General features: G+C 72.1%; 17 protein-coding genes and 1 riboswitch. Of the genes, 14 read left to right on the top strand and 3 right to left on the bottom strand.

Going from position 1 to position 17,738, the window contains the following annotated elements; all coding sequences use genetic code 11:
* Positions 1-68 precede the first annotated feature (68 nt).
* The 12 genes from ACFZAM_RS32450 to ACFZAM_RS32395 all read left to right on the top strand — a co-directional run bounded on the left by ACFZAM_RS32450 (position 69) and on the right by ACFZAM_RS32395 (position 13,324).
* Positions 69-1,739, top strand: coding sequence for an alpha-amylase family glycosyl hydrolase (locus ACFZAM_RS32450; RefSeq protein ID WP_391051194.1), 1,671 nt, complete (start codon positions 69-71; stop codon positions 1,737-1,739).
* 541 nt (positions 1,740-2,280) lie between these two features.
* Positions 2,281-3,327: an amino acid ABC transporter permease gene (locus ACFZAM_RS32445; RefSeq protein WP_355335595.1), complete on the top strand. Its 1,047-nt coding sequence runs from the start codon at positions 2,281-2,283 to the stop codon at positions 3,325-3,327.
* Positions 3,324-4,136: an ATP-binding cassette domain-containing protein gene (locus ACFZAM_RS32440; RefSeq protein ID WP_391051191.1), complete on the top strand. Its 813-nt coding sequence runs from the start codon at positions 3,324-3,326 to the stop codon at positions 4,134-4,136. Before ACFZAM_RS32445 ends, ACFZAM_RS32440 begins: the two co-directional genes overlap by 4 nt.
* A 132-nt stretch (positions 4,137-4,268) precedes the next feature.
* A complete protein-coding gene (locus ACFZAM_RS32435; RefSeq protein WP_355335599.1) occupies positions 4,269-5,294 on the top strand; it encodes a transporter substrate-binding domain-containing protein in 1,026 nt (341 codons plus the stop codon).
* Between the two features lie 53 nt (positions 5,295-5,347).
* Positions 5,348-6,463, top strand: a complete 1,116-nt coding sequence (locus ACFZAM_RS32430; protein WP_355335602.1) for an FAD-dependent oxidoreductase — start codon at positions 5,348-5,350, stop codon at positions 6,461-6,463.
* 44 nt (positions 6,464-6,507) lie between these two features.
* On the top strand, positions 6,508-7,299 hold the full coding sequence (locus ACFZAM_RS32425; protein WP_391051188.1) for a GNAT family N-acetyltransferase: 792 nt from the start codon (positions 6,508-6,510) through the stop codon (positions 7,297-7,299).
* Positions 7,300-7,369: 70 nt separating this feature from the next.
* Positions 7,370-7,481, top strand: a riboswitch (SAM riboswitch).
* 34 nt (positions 7,482-7,515) lie between these two features.
* Positions 7,516-7,647 carry a putative leader peptide gene (locus tag ACFZAM_RS32420; RefSeq protein WP_391051186.1) on the top strand — a complete coding sequence of 44 codons (132 nt, stop codon included), beginning with the start codon at positions 7,516-7,518 and terminating at the stop codon, positions 7,645-7,647.
* A 167-nt stretch (positions 7,648-7,814) separates the two neighbouring features.
* The gene (locus ACFZAM_RS32415; RefSeq protein ID WP_391051284.1) at positions 7,815-9,005 is read left to right on the top strand and encodes an LLM class flavin-dependent oxidoreductase; all 1,191 of its coding nucleotides are present in this window, start codon (positions 7,815-7,817) and stop codon (positions 9,003-9,005) included.
* 19 nt (positions 9,006-9,024) lie between these two features.
* Positions 9,025-10,410: an NtaA/DmoA family FMN-dependent monooxygenase gene (locus ACFZAM_RS32410; protein ID WP_391051185.1), complete on the top strand. Its 1,386-nt coding sequence runs from the start codon at positions 9,025-9,027 to the stop codon at positions 10,408-10,410.
* Entirely contained in the window at positions 10,407-11,525 is a 1,119-nt protein-coding gene (locus ACFZAM_RS32405) for an LLM class flavin-dependent oxidoreductase (RefSeq protein WP_391051183.1), read from the top strand. The genes ACFZAM_RS32410 and ACFZAM_RS32405 overlap by 4 nt, the downstream gene beginning before the upstream one ends.
* 101 nt (positions 11,526-11,626) lie before the next feature.
* Positions 11,627-12,757, top strand: a complete 1,131-nt coding sequence (locus ACFZAM_RS32400) for an LLM class flavin-dependent oxidoreductase (protein ID WP_391051181.1) — start codon at positions 11,627-11,629, stop codon at positions 12,755-12,757.
* 57 nt (positions 12,758-12,814) lie between these two features.
* Positions 12,815-13,324 carry a carbonic anhydrase gene (locus tag ACFZAM_RS32395; RefSeq protein ID WP_355335616.1) on the top strand — a complete coding sequence of 170 codons (510 nt, stop codon included), beginning with the start codon at positions 12,815-12,817 and terminating at the stop codon, positions 13,322-13,324.
* Positions 13,325-13,522: 198 nt separating this feature from the next.
* Here the strand turns inward: ACFZAM_RS32395 and ACFZAM_RS32390 are convergent, their stop codons facing one another.
* Positions 13,523-14,122, bottom strand: a complete 600-nt coding sequence (locus tag ACFZAM_RS32390; RefSeq protein WP_391051178.1) for a TetR family transcriptional regulator — start codon at positions 14,120-14,122, stop codon at positions 13,523-13,525.
* Between the two features lie 162 nt (positions 14,123-14,284).
* Here ACFZAM_RS32390 and ACFZAM_RS32385 point away from each other — a divergent pair, with 162 nt between their 5' ends.
* Positions 14,285-14,992 (top strand): SDR family oxidoreductase, encoded by a 708-nt coding sequence (locus ACFZAM_RS32385; RefSeq protein ID WP_391051176.1) that lies wholly within the window; start codon positions 14,285-14,287, stop codon positions 14,990-14,992.
* A gap of 21 nt (positions 14,993-15,013) precedes the next feature.
* Here ACFZAM_RS32385 and ACFZAM_RS32380 read toward each other — a convergent pair whose 3' ends face one another.
* Positions 15,014-15,271, bottom strand: a complete 258-nt coding sequence (locus tag ACFZAM_RS32380; RefSeq protein ID WP_391051174.1) for a hypothetical protein — start codon at positions 15,269-15,271, stop codon at positions 15,014-15,016.
* Positions 15,272-15,352: 81 nt separating this feature from the next.
* On the bottom strand, positions 15,353-16,789 hold the full coding sequence (locus ACFZAM_RS32375; RefSeq protein WP_391051172.1) for an FAD-dependent oxidoreductase: 1,437 nt from the start codon (positions 16,787-16,789) through the stop codon (positions 15,353-15,355).
* Positions 16,790-16,985: 196 nt separating this feature from the next.
* Here ACFZAM_RS32375 and ACFZAM_RS32370 point away from each other — a divergent pair, with 196 nt between their 5' ends.
* Positions 16,986-17,582 carry a histidine phosphatase family protein gene (locus tag ACFZAM_RS32370; protein WP_391051170.1) on the top strand — a complete coding sequence of 199 codons (597 nt, stop codon included), beginning with the start codon at positions 16,986-16,988 and terminating at the stop codon, positions 17,580-17,582.
* Positions 17,583-17,738: the final 156 nt, after the last annotated feature.

Below are 17,738 nucleotides of genomic sequence, written 5' to 3'. Positions count from 1 at the left end.
GACCGGCCCCCGCGCATGCCCTGCGGCCCTCCGGGCCCTGGCTCTCCACGACCGTCAAGGAGACTCCCGTGACACTGCCCGCCTCCCCCACCGCACCCGCCTGGTGGCGGCACGCCGCGATCTACCAGATCTATCTGCGCAGCTTCGCCGACGGCAACGGTGACGGCATGGGAGACCTCGCCGGGGTCCGCGAGCGCCTCCCCTACCTGCGGGATCTCGGGGTCGACGCGCTCTGGTTCAACCCCTGGTACGTCTCCCCGATGGCCGACGGCGGCTACGACGTCGCCGACTACCGTGACATCGACCCGATGTTCGGGACGCTCGCCGAGGCGGAGCGGCTCATCGTCGAGGCGCACGAGCAGGACCTGCGGGTCATCGTGGATCTGGTGCCCAACCACGCGTCCGACCAGCACCCCTGGTTCCGGGCCGCGTTGGCGGCGGGTCCGGACGCGGCCGAGCGGGAGCGTTTCTGGTTCCTGCCGGGCCGGGGCGCGGACGGCGAACTCCCGCCCAACGACTGGCAGTCGTACTTCGGCGGCGCCGCCTGGACCCGGATCACCGAGGCGGACGGCACGCCCGGCCCCTGGTACCTGCACATGTTCGCGCCCGAGCAGCCCGATCTGAACTGGGAACACCCGCAGGTGCGGGCGGAGTTCGAGAGCATCCTGCGGTTCTGGCTGGAGCGCGGCGTGGACGGCTTCCGGATCGACGTGGCGCACGGTCTGGCCAAGAAGCCGGGGCTGCCCGACGTCGGCCGAGACCCGGACGTCACCGACCTTCCCTACCAGGACTGCGACGCGGTGCACGAGATCTACCGCGACTGGCGGAAGATCGCGGACGGCTACGCGCGCAGCCCCCGGCCCGGCGGGGCGCCCGGCGAGCGGGTGTTCGTCGGCGAGGTGTGGCTGCCCACGCCCGAGCAGTTCGCCCGCTATCTGCGCCCCGACGAGCTGCACTCCGCCTTCAACTTCGAGTTCCTGTGCTGCGCTTGGGACGCGGCCCGCCTGCGCGAGGTCATCGACGCCACGCTCGCCTCGCACCGGCTGGTGGGCGCGCCGCCCACCTGGGTGCTGTCCAACCACGACACGATCCGGCACGTGACGCGGTACGGCCGCGAGGACACGTCCTTCGACATGGGCGACAAGCGGCTCGGCTCGCCGAGCGACACCGTCCTCGGCCGCCGCAGGGCCCGCGCCGCGGCGCTGCTCACGCTGGCCCTGCCGGGCGGTGTGTACGTCTACCAGGGCGACGAGCTGGGCCTCGCCGAGGTCGAGGACATACCCGACCACCTGATCCAGGACCCGACGTATGCCCGCTCCGGGGGCCGCGACCGCGGCCGGGACGGCTGCCGGGTGCCGCTGCCGTGGTCGGCGGAGCCGGTCTCGCTGGGCTTCTCGCCGGACGGCGCGAGCGCCGGTCCGTGGCTGCCGCAGCCCGCCGAATGGTCGGGGCGGTCCGTCGCGGCCCAGCAGGGCGATCCGCACTCCGTGCTCGCCCTGTACCGGGCCGGTCTCGCGCTGCGCGGGGAGTACCTCCGGTGGCTGCCGGAGACGCTGGAGTGGGTGGACGCGGGTCCCGGCACGGTGGCCTTCCGCCGGGACGGCGGCTTCCAGTGCCTGGTCAACCTGTCCGCCGAGCCGGTCGCGCTCCCCGCCGGGCTCCGGGTGCTGCTGGCCAGCGGCCCGCTGGAGGACGGCCTGCTGCCCTCCGACACCTGCGTCTGGCTGACCGCCGAATGACCGGCGTGCCCGCGCGCTGATCCCACGAGCCCCGGCCCGTCCCCGCTGATCGCGTAGAAGACCGCGTCCCCCGCCGATCCCGCGGAAGACCCCCTCCCCGCCGATCCCCGTGTCCCGTCCCGGCCGACCGCCGGGGGACGCGGGGATTTGTGCGTGGCGGTCGGCGGACCGCGCGTCCCACCTGGCGGAATTCACAACGCGTTCATTGACGTGGCACGCGCCACCTGGCTGACTTACGCCCAGGCCGGACCGCTGTCCGGCCCGGACTCACGACGCGAGGCCCCTACGGGCCGGCACAAGGGGAGGTGACCAGGGTGTACGCAGCTACGAGGACGGCCGCCGCCTGGCGCCGTCATCTCCGGGACGACGCGTACCGCAACCGGCACATCGACCTGCTGCGTGTCAGCAGCGCTCTGTGTCGACGCTGAATCCCGGGCCCGCCGCACGCTTCTGACGCGTCGTCACATCGGGCCCCCGCGCACTCCACCGCCCCTTCTCATGGGGCGGCTGCCGACGTCTCCCTTCGCGCTGGAGTTCCCCGATGAGCGAGCCACCACGCCCCGCCGTGCCCGCGGGCGCGACCGACACCGCCGTGCCGGAAGGCACGACCGACACCGTCACCACCCCTGCTCCACCGCCGCCGCGCACCCCGCCCGCCGACGACAGACGCGTCGGCCGGTCGGCGCAGCGCGTCGTCCCGCTGCGGCATCCCTGGCGCTGGGCGCTGACCGCCGTCGCCCTGGTGCTCGTCGCGCAGATCACGCACGGCCTGGTCACCAACCCCTTCTTCCAGTGGGACCGCTTCCGCTACTGGTTCCTGCGGCCGGTGATCCTGGACGGGCTGCTGGTCACGCTCCAAGTCGCCGCCTGGAGCGCCCTGTTCGGACTGCTCGGCGGCATCCTGCTCGCCCTGTGCCGACTGTCCAGGAGCCCGGTGCTGCGCTCGGTGAGCTGGATCTACATCTGGCTGTTCCGCTCGGTGCCGCTGATCGTCATCCTCCTGTTCCTGTTCAACTTCTCCTCGCTGTACGCCACATTGAGTCTGGGCGTGCCCTTCGGTCCCGGCTTCGTGCACTTCGACGAGTCGCGGCTGGCCACCGACATGGTGGTGGCCGTGGTCGGCATCAGCCTCAACGAGGCCGCCTACGCCGCCGAAGTGGTGCGCGCCGGAGTGCTCTCGGTGGACCAGGGACAGCACGAGGCCGCCGCCGCGCTCGGCCTGCCGCGCGGCTACCAGTTCACCCGGATCGTCTTCCCGCAGGCGCTGCGGGCGATCGTGCCCTCGTACGTCAACCAGTTGATCGGGCTGATCAAGAGCACCTCGCTGGTCTTCTACGTCTCCCTGCTCGACCTCTTCGGCAAGGTGGAGAGCATGGGCAGTACGTATCCGGGCGACGTCGTCCCGCTGCTGCTGGTGGCGACCGTCTGGTACGTGATCCTGACCAGCGTCGTCTCGGTGGTCCAGTTCTACGTCGAGCGGTACTTCTCACGCGGCGCGCTGCGGACCGTACCGCCGACGCCGTTGCAACGGCTGCGTACGGCAGTGCGCGATCTGCGGGCGCGCGCCGAGATCGGATCGATCGCATGAGCGCCGACCGCGTCCCCGCCGACACGTTGGTCACCGCGGTGACCGCGCGCCCCGCCGCCGTGACCGTCCACGACGCGCACAAGTGGTACGGCACGCACCAGGTGCTCTCCGGTGTCGATCTGACCGTGCAGCCCGGACAGGTGACGGTGATCCTCGGCCCGTCGGGCTCCGGCAAGTCGACGCTGCTGCGGGCGATCAACCACCTGGAGAAGCTGGACATCGGCTACGTCAGCCTCAACGGCGAGCCGATCGGCGTACGGCACCACCGCGGCCGGCTCAAGGAGATCAGCGAGCGGGCGATCCTCGCCCAGCGCCGCCGGATCGGCTTCGTCTTCCAGGGCTTCAACCTCTTCCCGCACCTCAGCGTGCTGGACAACGTGGCCGCCGCGCCGGTCGCGGCCCGGCAGAAGACCAGGGCCGAGGCGGAGGAACTGGCCCGCGCGCTGCTCGGCCGGGTCGGGCTCGCCGACAAGGTCGACGCCTATCCCCGGCAGCTCTCCGGCGGCCAGCAGCAGCGGGTGGCCATCGCCCGCGCGCTGGCCCTCGAACCCGGCGTCATCCTCTTCGACGAGCCGACCTCGGCGCTCGACCCCGAACTCGTCGGCGAGGTACTGGCCGTCATCAGGGATCTCGCCACCAGCGGTACGACGCTGATCGTCGTCACGCACGAGATCGGCTTCGCCCGCGAGGTCGCCGACACCGTCGTCTTCCTGGACGGCGGCCGGATCGTCGAACAGGGCCCGCCCGACCAGGTGTTGGACAACCCCCGGCACCCCAGGACCCGCGAATTCCTCAGCAAGGTCCTCTGAACCCTCCTCCGAACCCCCGTACGCCGCGGGCCAAGGCGCGGACACAGGCGCCTTCCACAGCGACGGCCGCCAGCCCGCGGGCGCCCGATACGTCACCCCCCGCACATCCGCTCACCATCAGCGAGGTTCACCATGCCCGACATCCGTACCACCGCCACCAGACGCGTCGCCGCGGGCATCGCCGTCGCCGCCCTCACCTTCGGCCTCGCCGCCTGCGGCAGCGACAGCGGCTCGGACGCCGCGGCACCGGCAGCCGCGGACGCCAAGGGCACCGTCGTGGTCGGCGCGCAGTCCAACGGCGCCGCCAAGGAGATCACGCTCACCGTCCCTGAGGTCGCCGCCATCCGCGCCGAGCTGCCCAAGTCCGTGCTCGACAGCAAGCAACTCGTCATCGGCCTGGGCTTCCTGCCCGCCGGCTCGCCGCCGATCGGCTACGTCGGCGCGGACCAGAAGACCATCACCGGTTCCGAGCCCGACCTCGGCCGGCTGATCGCCGCCGTCTTCGGCCTCAAGCCCGTGCTGTCCAACGCCACCTGGGACAACCTCTTCGTCGGCATCGACAGCGGCAAGACCGATGTCGGCTTCTCCAACATCACCGACACCGAGCAGCGCAAGGAGAAGTACGACTTCGCCAGCTACCGGCAGGACAACCTCGGCTTCGAGGTGAAGAAGAGCGACACCTGGAACTTCGACGGCACCTACCGCAGCCTGGCGGGCAAGACCGTCGCGGTCGGCGCGGGCACCAACCAGGAGAAGATCCTGCTGAAGTGGCAGAGCGAGCTGAAGGCCGACGGCAAGAAGCTCACGATCAAGTACTTCCAGGACTCCAACAGCACCTATCTGGCGCTCAACTCCGGCCGGATCGACGCCTACTTCGCGCCCAACCCGAGCATCGCCTACCACGGCACGCAGACCGCGGGCTCGCCGAACGCCACCCGCAGCGCGGGCAAGTTCTCCGGCGCCGGGGCGTCCCTGCAAGGGCTGATCTGCGCCACGGCGAAGAAGGACAGCGGCCTGGCCAAGCCCCTCGCCGACGCGATCAACCACCTGATCAAGAATGGTCAGTACGCGCAGTGGCTCGCCGCGTGGAATCTGGCCAACGAAGCGGTGCCCGCCTCGCTGGTCAACCCGCCGGGGCTGCCGCTGACCAACTCCTGACCCCGTACCGGCCGCGGCACGGCCCCGCACCGACCGAAAGGAAGTCGACCGCCATGACACGCAGGAAAGTCGTCGTCGTCGGAGGCGGGGCCATGGGCTCGTCCGCGGCCTGGCACCTCGCCTCGCGCGGCGCCGAGGTCACGCTGCTCGAACAGTTCGCGCCCGGCCACGACCGGGGCAGCTCGCACGGCAGCTCCCGGATCTTCCGGCTCGCGTACGCCGATCCGTTCTACGTCGGCCTCGCCGTACGGGCGCTTCCGCTGTGGCGGCGGCTCCAGGACGAGACGGGCAGCACCGTACTGACCCTGACCGGGGCCGTCGACCACGGGCCCGCGCGGGCCGTCGCGGCGCTGCGGGACGCGCTGCGCGGGGCCGGGCGGCCCAGCCAGGAGCTGACCGCGCGGGCCGCCGCCGAGCGCTGGCCGGGGCTCGTCGCGGACACCACCGCGCTGTTCCACCCCGAGGCCGGGCGGCTGCACGCCGACGACGCGGTGGCCGCCTTCCAGCAGGCCGCGCGGGCCAAGGGCGCGACCGTACGGCACGGCGTCAAGGTCGGCGCGCTGCGGCGGCGCGGCTCGGGCGCCGAGGTGGTCACGGCGCGGGACGAGGTGATCGCCGCGGACGCCGTGGTCGTGGCCGTCGGCGGCTGGGCGGCCCGCACGCTCGGCCAGGTCACCGAGGGCCCGCCGCCGCTGCGCGTCACCCAGGAGCAGCCGGTGCACTTCCCCGCCCCCGACGCGCCGGACTGGCCCGCCTTCATCCACCACGGCGGGGCCGGTATCGACGAGGCCGCGGGCGTGTACGGCCTCGGCAGCGCCGACGGGGTGAAGGCCGGATTCCACGGGATCGGCCCGGTCGTGGACCCGGACGACCGGGACCGCACGCCCGATCCCGTGGTCCTCGGCAGGCTCCAGGAGTACGCCGCCCGGTGGCTGCCCGGTGTCGATCACACCCGGCCCACCCCGGTGACCTGCTTGTACACCACGACCCCCGATCATGACTTCGTGATCGACCGTGTGGGACCTTTCACCGTCCTCGCGGGATTTTCCGGGCACGGATTCAAGTTCGCATCAGTGGTCGGCGAAATCGCCGCCGACCTCGTGGACGGCCGTCCGGGGTCAGGACGGTTCGCGATCGGCCGCCCCTACCGCCCGGCGACAGCGCAGTGACGGCGACGCGCCGTACGACAGCAGAACGGAGAGTCACGGCGACCATGTCGACCAGCCTTCAGCACCCGCAGCAGCAGCCCCAGAACCCCGGACCGACCGGCGACCAGATCTTTCCCGCGTCGCCGCACCCTCTGGACAACCCCGCCTGGGCCGCGCTGACCGGGGCGCACCGCCATCTCGCGCAGATCGTCGGCTCCGCCGCGCGCTACCCGGAGGACGTCTCGCCCTTCGTGGCGCTCGCCAACCCCGCCGATCCGGCCGCGTGGGCGGACCTCGCCGCCCTCATGGGTCCCGGCGCGACCTTCGCGCTGGCCGGCGTCCCGGCCACGCCCGACGGGTGGCGCAGCGAGTGGGGAGCCGAGGGCGTGCAGCTCGTCGGGACCGACGCGCTGCTGGACGAGGCCGATCCGGAGGCGCGCCCGCTCGGCCCTGCGGACGTACCGGAGATGCTGGACCTGGTCGAGCGGACCAAGCCGGGTCCGTTCAGGCAGCGCACCATCGAGCTGGGCGCCTACTACGGCATCCGCCGCGACGGAAAGCTCGTGGCCATGGCCGGTGAGCGGCTGCGGCTCGACGGCTGGACCGAGATCAGCGCCGTGTGCACCGACGACGCGTTCCGCGGCCAGGGCCTGGCGTCCCGGCTGGTGCGGCACACGGCGGCCGGGATCCGCGGCCGGGGCGACCGCCCGTTCCTGCACGCGGCGGGCAGCAACGTCAACGCCATCCGGCTCTACGAGTCGATCGGCTTCGCGCTGCGCCGCACCACGCACTTCCGGGGCGTACGGGTGCCGGGCGGCGACGGCGACGCGGAAGGCACCGGCGGCGCGGGCGAATGAACGCCGGTGACGGACACCGGTGACGGACGCCATTGCGCGGGACGGTATCCGCGAGATAGCGTCGAATTCAGGTGATGAGTGTCAGCGACAAGCCCTGGCTGGCTGACCGGCAACCCTCCCTCGCGGCGGGGTGCTCCAGGTGACAACCAGGCGGGTCCCGACCGGACCCGCAAGCGCGACTCCGGTACGGCCCCCGGCCGTACCGCCCGGACGGGGGTGACGACATTGCGAGCGGACTTCGACCGCGCCGACGTGCGCACCCTCGTCCCGCGCGGACCCGTCGTGCATCTGTACGGGCGCCAGCACATCGATCTCCAGCGCGTCGCCGGCGCGCTCTGTTGCGCCTGATCTGACCCCGCCGACGCGACCGCCATGGGGCGGCCGTGTCCTCCTCCGGTCGATCAGGAAGGCACTTCGCCGTGTCCGCACACCCGTCATCCCTGTCCTCCTCCGCCTCCCCCGAGCCCGCTTCATCACCTTCGTCCGCTCCGTCGGCGTCCGCCGCCCGTCCGCCGCTGCACCTCGCGGTCGCCCTGGACGGCGCGGGCTGGCACCCGGCCGCGTGGCGGGAGCCGGACGCGCGACCCGGCGAACTGTTCGACGCCGCCTACTGGGCGGACGCCGTGACCGAGGCCGAGCGCGGCCTGCTGGACTTCGTCACCATCGAGGACTCCCTCGGGCTCCAGTCGACCGGGTACGGCGACCCCGACGAGCGCACCGACCAGGTGCGCGGCCGGCTGGACGCCGTGCTCATCGCGTCCAGGGTCGCCCCGCTGACCAGCCACATCGGTCTGGTGCCGACCCTGATCGCCACGCACACCGAGCCGTTCCACCTGTCCAAGGCCATCGCCACCCTGGACTACGTGAGCGGCGGCCGGGCCGGGCTGCGCATCCAGATCTCCGCCCGACAGCACGAGGCCGCGCACTTCGGCCGCCGCGAATTCCCGGCGTTCCGCATCGAGGAGTACGACCAGCCGCACGTCCAGGACCTGGTCACCGACCTCTTCGACGAGGCCGCGGACTACGTCGAGGTGCTGCGGCGGCTGTGGGATAGCTGGGAGGACGACGCGGAGATCCGGGACGTGGCCACCGGCCGTTTCGTGGACCGCGACAAGCTCCATTACATCGACTTCCAGGGCCGCCACTTCGGCGTCAAGGGCCCCTCGATCACACCGCGCCCGCCGCAGGGCCAGCCGCCGGTGACCGCGCTCGCGCACGCGACCGTGCCGTACCGGCTGGTGGGGCGCGCCGCGGACATCGGCTATGTGACCCCGCACGACGCGGGGCAGGCGGCGGCGATCGTCGCGGAGATCCGCGCCGAGCAGCGGGCCGCGGGCCGGGAGGCCGAACCGGTCCATGTCTTCGGCGATCTGGTGGTCTTCCTCGACACCGACCGCGCTGCGGCCGAGGCCCGCAGGGACCGGCTGGACGCGCTGCTCGACCAGCCGTACACCAGCGACGCGACCGTCTTCGCCGGGACGCCCGCCGAACTGGCCGACCTGCTGCTGGAGTGGCAGGACGCCGGGCTGACCGGTTACCGGCTGCGGCCGGCGGCGCTCGGCCACGACCTGCCCGCGATCACCCGCGGCCTGGTGCCCGAGTTGCAGGCGCGCGGCGCCTTCCGGCGCGCGTACGAGGCCGGCACGCTCCGCGGCCTGCTGGGGCTCGCGCGCCCCGCGAACCGCTACGCCACCACCAGCGCCTGAGCCGGAGGATCCGACCGTCATGAGCAAGCCCCTGAAGCAGATCCATCTCGCGGCCCACTTCCCCGGAGTCAACAACACCACCGTGTGGAGCGACCCGGCCGCGGGCAGCCACATCGAGTTCAGCTCCTTCGCCCACTTCGCGCGCACCGCGGAGCGGGCCAAGTTCGACTTCCTCTTCCTCGCCGAGGGCCTGCGGCTGCGCGAACAGGGCGGCCATATCTACGACTTGGACGTCGTCGGCCGCCCGGACACCTTCACCGTGCTCGCCGCGCTGGCCGCGGTGACCGAGCGGATCGGCCTGACCGGCACGATCAACTCGACGTTCAACGAGCCGTACGAGGTGGCCCGGCAGTTCGCCAGCCTCGACCACCTGTCCGCGGGCCGCGCCGCGTGGAACGTCGTCACCTCCTGGGACGCCTTCACGGGGGAGAACTTCCGGCGCGGCGGCTTCCTTCCGCAGGACGAGCGGTACTCCAGGGCGCGGGAGTTCCTGGCCACCGCCAATGAGCTGTTCGACTCCTGGCACGGCGACGAGATCGTCGCCGACCGGGAGACCGGGACGTTCCTGCGGGACGCGCGGGCCGGGGCCTTCGTCCACAAGGGCCAGCACTTCGACATCCAGGGGCAGTTCAACGTCCCGCGCAGCCCGCAGGGCCGCCCGGTGATCTTCCAGGCGGGGGACTCGGAAGAGGGACGCGAATTCGCCGCGTCGAGCGCGGACGCGATCTTCAGCCGGTACAGCACTCTCAAGGAGGGGCGGGAGTTCTACACGGACGTCAAGGGGCGCCTGGCCCGGCACGGCCGCCGGGCGGACCAGTTGCTGATCCTGCCCGCCGCCACCTTCGTGCTCGGCGACACCGACGCCGAGGCGGAGGAGCTGTCCCGCGAGGTGCGCCGCGCGCAGGTCAGCGGTGCCACCGCGATCAAGCACCTGGAATTCGTCTGGAACCGCGACCTGTCCGGGTACGACCCGGAGGGCCCGCTGCCCGAGATCGACCCGGATCTCGGCGAGCACACCATCGCCCGCGGCCGGGCTCAAGTCCGGATGTACCGCGACCCGTTGGCGACCGCCCGCGAGTGGCGGGAGCTGGCGGCGGCCAACAAGTGGTCCATCCGCGACCTGGTCATCGAGACCGGCAACCGCCAGTCGTTCGTCGGCTCCCCCACGACGGTCGCGGAGACCATCAACTCCTTTGTGCAGGCCGACGCGAGCGACGGTTTCATCCTCGTCCCGCACATCACCCCCGGCGGTCTCGACGTCTTCGCCGACACCGTCGTGCCGCTGCTCCAGGAACGCGGTGTGTTCCGCACCGAGTACGAGGGCGGCACGCTGCGGGACCACCTCGGCCTGGCCCACCCGGACGCCGGGGGCGACGCCGCGGACGTACGGGAGTCGGTGGCATGAAGTTCCTCGCCATCACGCTGATCGTGCACCGGCCCGACCCGGTCACCGGCGTCCTGAAGTCCACTCATGAGCGCTTCAGGGAAGTCCTCGACAACGCGGTGCTCGCCGAGGAGTTGGGCTTCGACGGGTTCGGGGTGGGAGAGCGGCACGAGCGGCCGTTCATCTCCTCCTCGCCGACGGTGGTGCTCAGCCATGTCGCGGCGATCACCCGGCGCATCCGGCTCTTCACCGCGGTCACCACGCTGAGCCTGCTGGACCCGGTCAGGGCGTACGAGGACTACGCGACGCTCGACCATCTCTCCGAGGGCCGCCTGGACCTGATCATCGGTAAGGGCAACGGCACGGCGCAGCGCGAGCTGTTCCACGTCACGCCCGAGGACCAGTGGGACCGCAACGCCGAGAGCTACGAGGTGTTCCGGCAGATCTGGCGGCAGGACAAGGTGACCGCGCGGACCCGCTTCCGCCCCGAGCTGAAGGACGCGGAGGTCTGGCCGCGGCCGTACCAGCGGCCGATCCGGGTCTGGCACGGCAGCGCGACCAGCAAGGAGTCCGTGGACCTCGCCGCCCGCTACGGCGATCCGCTGTTCTCGGCGAATGTCACCAACCCCATCGAGCCGTATGCCGAGTTGATCCGCTACTACCGGGAGCGCTGGGAGCACTACGGGCACGATCCGGCGGACATCGCGGTGGGCGCGGGTTCCGCGGGGTTGTACGTGGCCCGCACCTCGCAGGAGGCGCTGGAGGTCTACCGGCCGATCTTCGAGAGCAATCTGGCGTTCCAGAAGGAGGTGGGCCTGCCGGTGGTCTTCGGGACGCTGGAGGACTTCGTGGAGCGCAGTTCGGCGCTGATCGGCAGCCCGCAGCAGGTGATCGAGAAAGTGCACCGCTATCACGAGGAGTTCGGGCACACCGTGCTGCATCTGCACGCGGACGCGAGCGGGCTCGGCGAGGCCGAGCACCGTACGTCGCTGGAGCGTTTCCAGTCCGAGGTCGCGCCCGTGCTCCGCGCGGAGATACCCGATCCGCCGTGGGACTGGGGGCCGGTGAACACGGCCTCTCCGCGTAAGGACACCGTCGGCGCAGGCACCATCGCAAAGGAGGGCGACGCCGCATGAGCGTTCCCGCAGCTTCCGGCTCATCGAACCCCTCACGTCCGTCGGACCCTTCGAGTTCCCCGGACCCTTCCGCCTCTTCGGCTTCCTCGAACTCGGCGTCGGTGCCGCTGTCGATTCTCGACCTGTCGCCGATCAGTTCGGGCTCCACCGCCGCGCAGGCGCTGCGCAACACCGTGGACCTGGCACAGCGCGCGGAGGCCGCCGGATACGCGCGCTACTGGCTGGCCGAGCACCATCTGACGACCGGGGTCGCCGGGGTGTCGCCCGCGCTGGTGATCCAGCTCGTGGCGGCGGCGACCGCACGAATCCGGGTGGGCGCGGGCGCGGTGCAGCTCGGGCACCGCACACCGCTGTCGGTGGTCGAGGAGTTCGGGCTGCTCGACGCGCTGTACCCGGGCCGGATCGACCTGGGCCTCGGCCGTACCGGATTCCGTAAGCCGTCCGCGTCCGGCGGCGCGCCCGCCGCTCCCCCGGCGCCGCGCCGCACCGAGGCCCGGTACACACCGGAGGGGCTGCTGATCCCCGCGCCGTACGACTTCAGCCGGCTGATCGGCTCTCCGCTGCTGACCCGCTACACGCAGCTCGTGCAGTACCCGGGGGCCGAACTGCCCGAGTACCGCGACCAGCTCGACCAGATCCTCGGGCTGCTGCGCGGGGACTACCGGACCCCGGAGGGACTCGACGCGCACGCGGTGCCCGGCGAGGGCGCCGATCTCCAGGTGTGGGTGCTGGGCAGCAGCGGCGGGGCGAGCGCGCAGGCGGCGGGCGCGCTCGGCCTGCCCTTCGCGGCGAATTACCACGTGAGTCCGGCCGCCGTCCTCGAAGCGGTGGACGCGTACCGCAAGGCGTTCGTGCCCTCCGCCACGCTCGACGAGCCGCATGTGCTGGTCTCGGCCGATGTCGTGGTCGCCGAGGACGACGCCACCGCGCGGCACTTGGCGTCGCCGTACGCGCTGTGGGTGCACAGCATCCGCTCGGGTCAGGGCGCGATCCCCTTCCCGAGTCCGGAGGAGGCCGCGGTCCACTCGTGGACGGCGGACGAGCGGGCGCTGGTCGAGGACCGGGTGCGCACCCAGTTCACCGGCACACCCGAAAGTGTCGCGGACCGGCTGCGGGTGCTCCAACAGGCCACGGGCGCCGATGAGTTGCTGGTCACCACCATCACCCACGACCACCGGGACCGGGTCCGTTCCCACGAGTTGCTGGCGGACGCCTGGCGGCGGACCGCATGACCTCACCCGTATGACGTCACGCATGACGTCACCGCTCAGCGCGATCAGGAGGCTCCCATGACCGACCACCCCACCGCCACCGACGGCTATCTGGAGAACAACACGGCGTACGCGGCGGCCTTCGAGGGTCCGCTGCCGCTGCCGCCCGCCCGGCACACGGCGGTTCTGGCGTGCATGGACGCCCGGCTCAATGTGTACGGGGCGCTCGGTCTCGCCGAGGGCGACTCGCATGTGATCCGCAACGCGGGCGGGGTGGCCACCGACGACGCGATCCGTTCGCTGGCGATCAGTCAGCGGCTGCTGGGCACACGGGAGATCGTGCTGATCCACCACACCGACTGCGGCATGCTCACCTTCGGCGACGACGCCTTCCGCGAGTCGATCCGCGAGGAGACGGGCATCAAACCGCCGTGGGCGGCCGAGGCGTTCACCGATCTGGAGACCGACGTCCGCCAGTCCGCGGCCCGGATCAGGAACAGCCCGTTCATCCCGCACACCGACGCGGTGCGCGGCTTCGTGTTCGACGTGGCGAGCGGCAGGCTCGCGGAGGTGGCACTGCCCGACTAGGTCCTGTCCGGCGGATCATGGGCGGTCCAGGCGGTGCCCGGTGCTCCCCCGGACTCCGTCCGGGGGACCCCTGAGCGCAACGCACCGGGATGCCCGCGCAGCGGAGCTATCCGGGCATTCCGGCAACGCGACGGGGGTGCGTGCCAGCTGCCGAAGGGGCCAGTCGTGATCCGCCTCACCGTCAGACCCTCCGCACTGTCAGGCCCGAGGAGCCGTCAGGCCCGCCGCGTCCAGGACGGCGACGGCCGTGCTCAGCGCCAGGCCGTCCAGGACCTCCGCCTTGATCCCGGCGCGGGCGCTGGCGCCGTCGAAGACCAGCGTGAGCTGGCGGGCCAGCAGTGCGGGGTCGGCGGCCCCGCCGCGCGCGGCCTCGGCGCGGAAGAAGTCGGTGAGCACCTGCTTGTTGCGGCGGGCCACGACGCTCGCCGGGTGCTCCGGGTCCTTCAGCTCGACCTGCGTGGCGAGGAAGGGGCAGCCGCGGTAGTCGGCCGAGGCGGCGGTCTCCTCCAGCCGCTCGAAGACGTACAGGACGCGGTCGCGCGGCGCCGCGGGCGCGCCGGGCGGCGGCAGCAGCCGGGCCTCGACGGGCGGCCCCTGCCGGTCGAGCGCGGCGGCCAGCACCTCGTCCTTGCTCGCGAAGAGCTGGTACATCGAGCGCTTGGACACCCCGGCGGCCTTGCACAGCGCGTCGATGCCGGTGCCGACGCCTTCCCGGTAGAAGAGCCCGGCCGCGGCGTCGAGCAGGCGGTCGCGCGTGCCGGACTTCTCCGTAGCGCCGGACTTCTGTGTCGTGGTCATACCCCGAGGTTACCGCTCCGGCTTGGCATCGGAAACCGATCGGTATACGGTTGGGGAAACCGATCGGTTTCCATGGTCGGCCGCATCCGTGCGAACCGCACGCGACCCCCCGGGCCGCGCGCGTACCGGCCACGGACCGCTCTCCTCCCGAAAGGCACTCCCATGCAGATCAACGGCGCTGTCGCCCTCGTCACCGGAGGCAACCGCGGCCTCGGCGAGAAGTTCGTCCAGGCCCTGCTCGACGGGGGCGCGGCCAAGGTCTACGCCGCCGCCCGCAACCCGGCCTCGGTCACCGTGCCGGGCGCCGTACCGCTCGCGCTGGAAATCACCGACCCCGAGTCGGTACGGGCGGCGGCCGAGGCGGCCGGTGACGTCACCCTGCTGATCAACAACGCGGGCGCGTCGAACGGGGTGGACCTGCTCACCAGCGAGATGGACGTCGTCCGGAACGAGTTCGAGACCCACGTCTTCGGCACGCTCGCCGTCAGCCGCGCCTTCGCGCCGGTCCTGGCCCGCAACGGCGGCGGCGCGGTGCTCAACGTGTTGTCGGCTCTGTCTTGGTTCACCACGCCGGGCAGCGCCGTCTACTCGGCCGCCAAGTCCGCCGAGTGGTCCCTGACCAACGCCACCCGCCTGGCGCTGCACGGCCAGGGCACCCTCGTCACCGGCCTGCACGTCGGCTACATGGACACCGACATGGCCGCGGGCGTCGACGCCCCCAAGTCGGACCCCGCCAAGATCGCGCGCATCGCGCTCGACGGCGTCGAGGCCGGGCTGTACGAGGTGCTGGCCGACGACACCAGCCGTCAGGTCAAGGCCGGCCTCGCCGCCGACCCTTCGGCTCTCTACGCCGAACTCGCCGCACGCTGAACACTTCTGTGGATGCGTCAGTCAGCAGTGCGGGACGTGCGGCTGCCACTGGGCGGCGGAACCGGTCGTCAGATACCAGTCGTTGACGTAGCCGCTGTCGCCGTCGAAGTCGAGCATGAACCAGTAGCGGTCGCCGTGCCCGTCGGCGTCGCCGTCACCGGTCGTCCAGCAGGCGAGTTCCCTCTCCTCGCCGTTGTAGTAGCGCCGCCCGGTCTGACCGGAGCCGTAGCTCGGCCCGTGGTGCGAGGCCAGATACGAGCCGGGGTCGACGGCCGTCACGGTGGCGCACCATTAGGAAGGCCCCCGTCCGCGCCGCTCCTGACAAACGTCAGGGCACATCCGCCGCGGCCATGACCGCGGTCAGCCCCGGTACTCCTCCAGCAGGCGCAGCCACACCTCACTGATCGTCGGGTACGCCGGGACCGCGTGCCACAGCCGCTCGATGGGCACCTCGCCCGCGACGGCGACCGTCGCGGAGTGCAGGAGTTCGCCGACGCCGGGGCCGACGAAGGTGACGCCGAGCAGGATGCCCCGGTCGAGGTCCACGACCATGCGGGCCTTGCCCCGGTAGCCGTCGGCGTAGAGAGAGGCGCCCGCGACCTGGCCGAGGTCGTAGTCCACGACCTTGGTCCGGTGTCCGGCGCGCTCCGCCTCGCTCGCCGTGAGGCCCACGGAGGCCGCCTCGGGGTCGGTGAAGACCACCTGCGGCACGGCGGCGGCGTCGGCGGTGGCGGCGTGCGGACCCCAGGGCGCGTCGTCGACCGGCTCGCCCTTGGCGCGAGCGGCGATCACGGCCCCGGCGATCCTGGCCTGGTACTTGCCCTGGTGGGTGAGGAGCGCGCGGTGGTTGACGTCGCCCGCCGCGTAGAGCCAGCCGTCCGGCACGCCGGTGACCCGGCAGGTGACGTCCACGCCCAGCCAGTCCCCGGGGCGCAGGCCGACCGTCTCCAGCCCGAGGTCGCCGGTGCGCGGCGAGCGGCCGGTGGCGAAGAGGATCTCGTCGGCGACGACCCGCTGGCCGCCCTCCAGGCCGACCCGTACCTCGCCGTCCGCGCCGTCGCGCTCGACGATCGGCACGTTCGTACCGAAGTGCACCTCCACGCCCGCCTCGCGCAGGCCCTCGGTGACCAGTTCGCCGACGAAGGGCTCCATGCGCTCCAGCAGGCGGTCGCCGCGCACGAGCATGGTCACCCGCGAGCCGAGCGCCTGCCAGGCGGTCGCCATCTCGACGGCCACCACACCGCCGCCGACCACGACCAGGCGGCCGGGGACCTCCTTGGCGCTGGTCGCCTCACGGCTGGTCCACGGGTTGATGTCGGCGATGCCCGGCAGCTTGGGCAGCGCGGCGGAGGTGCCGGTGCAGACGGCGACGGCGTGCCGCGCGGTCAGCCGTACGGTCTCGCCCTCCGGCGTCAGCACCGCGACCTGCTTGGGACCGTCCAGGCGGCCCTGGCCGCGTACGAGATCGACGCCGACCGACTCCAGCCAGCCCACCTGGCCGTCGTCCTTCCAGTGCGAGGTGAACTCGTCGCGGCGGGCGAGGACGTCAGCGGCGTCCAGCGGTCCCGCGACCGCGCGGGCCAGCCCCGGCAGCCGGCTCGCGTCGGCGCGGGCGACCACCGGGCGCAGCAGTGCCTTGCTCGGCATGCACGCCCAGTAGGAGCACTCGCCGCCGACCAGCTCGCTCTCCACAACGACCGTGCTGAGCCCTGCGGCCTGCGTGCGGTCGGCGAGATTCTCACCGACCGGTCCGGCTCCGATGACGATCACGTCGTAGGTACGGGCAGCGTCGTTCATACCGGCTCCTGGGCTGCTGTCTGAATCACGCGGTGGTGTGCACACGTCTGTGCACACACATCTGTACTCACATGTCGGTGTTCACACATCCGGGTCACGCGCGGAGAAGGGGTGGCCAGGCCGTCATCCTACTGACGGGACCGGGCGGACGTATGATCACTTCGGGGCGCCGAGGGGCGCCGCGGGAGGTGTACCGATGGGCGAACTGGTACTGATCCGTCACGGCGAGACCGAGTGGACGCTGACCGGCCAGCACACCAGCTACACCGATCTGCCCCTCACCCCGAACGGCGAGGAGCAGGCCAGGACACTGGCTCCGATGCTGGCCAGCAGGCACATCTCCACCGTGATCACCAGCCCCATGCGGCGCGCGCGGGACACCGCGAAGCTGGCCGGGCTCGAGCGCACACGGGTCGACGCCCACCTGTGCGAGTGGGACTACGGCGGCTACGAGGGCGTCACCACCCGTGACATCCACCGCACCCGTCCCTCCTGGGATCTGTGGACCGACGGGGTCCCCGAGGGCCCCGAGGGCCATCCGGGGGAAACGGCGGAACAGGTCGGCGAGCGGGCCGACCGGGTGCTGGCCCTCGCCGACGCGGCGTTCACCAACAGCGACGGCGGCGATGTGGTGCTGGTCGCGCACGCCCACTTCCTGCGGGTGCTGACCGCGCGCAGACTGGGGCTGCCCCCGGCCGACGGCGCCCTGTTCCAGCTCGCCACCGGCACCGTCAGCCGACTCGGCCTGGAACACGGCCGCCATGTGCTGACCGCGTGGAACCGGCTGCCCTGAGCGCGCGGTGACGTCTGCGACGGCGGTGGTCTCTGTACGGGCGCCGGTGTCCGTCCGAGCGATGGCGTCCGGACGAGCGGTGGCGTCCGGACGAGCCGCGAGGCCCGTGTCAGCCGTGTAGCCCGGACGGACCGCCAGGAGCGGCGGCATCCGGTG

It is taken from the genome of Streptomyces sp. NPDC008079 (genome assembly GCF_042957385.1).
Taxonomy (GTDB): Bacteria; Actinomycetota; Actinomycetes; order Streptomycetales; family Streptomycetaceae; genus Actinacidiphila.
Note: the sequence above shows the minus strand (reverse complement) of the source record. Positions and strands in the feature narration are given on the sequence as shown.

Bases quoted from the DNA above. Each gene is read 5' to 3' on its own strand.
- ACFZAM_RS32425 (WP_391051188.1), top strand. From the start codon at position 6,508: ATGTCGACCAGCCTTCAGCACCCGCAGCAGCAGCCCCAGAACCCCGGA.
- ACFZAM_RS32405 (WP_391051183.1), top strand. From the start codon at position 10,407: ATGAAGTTCCTCGCCATCACGCTGATCGTGCACCGGCCCGACCCGGTC.
- ACFZAM_RS32385 (WP_391051176.1), top strand. From the start codon at position 14,285: ATGCAGATCAACGGCGCTGTCGCCCTCGTCACCGGAGGCAACCGCGGC.
- ACFZAM_RS32375 (WP_391051172.1), bottom strand. From the start codon at position 16,789: ATGAACGACGCTGCCCGTACCTACGACGTGATCGTCATCGGAGCCGGA.
- ACFZAM_RS32445 (WP_355335595.1), top strand. From the start codon at position 2,281: ATGAGCGAGCCACCACGCCCCGCCGTGCCCGCGGGCGCGACCGACACC.
- ACFZAM_RS32430 (WP_355335602.1), top strand. From the start codon at position 5,348: ATGACACGCAGGAAAGTCGTCGTCGTCGGAGGCGGGGCCATGGGCTCG.
- ACFZAM_RS32370 (WP_391051170.1), top strand. From the start codon at position 16,986: ATGGGCGAACTGGTACTGATCCGTCACGGCGAGACCGAGTGGACGCTG.
- ACFZAM_RS32440 (WP_391051191.1), top strand. From the start codon at position 3,324: ATGAGCGCCGACCGCGTCCCCGCCGACACGTTGGTCACCGCGGTGACC.
- ACFZAM_RS32410 (WP_391051185.1), top strand. From the start codon at position 9,025: ATGAGCAAGCCCCTGAAGCAGATCCATCTCGCGGCCCACTTCCCCGGA.
- ACFZAM_RS32395 (WP_355335616.1), top strand. From the start codon at position 12,815: ATGACCGACCACCCCACCGCCACCGACGGCTATCTGGAGAACAACACG.
- ACFZAM_RS32435 (WP_355335599.1), top strand. From the start codon at position 4,269: ATGCCCGACATCCGTACCACCGCCACCAGACGCGTCGCCGCGGGCATC.
- ACFZAM_RS32390 (WP_391051178.1), bottom strand. From the start codon at position 14,122: ATGACCACGACACAGAAGTCCGGCGCTACGGAGAAGTCCGGCACGCGC.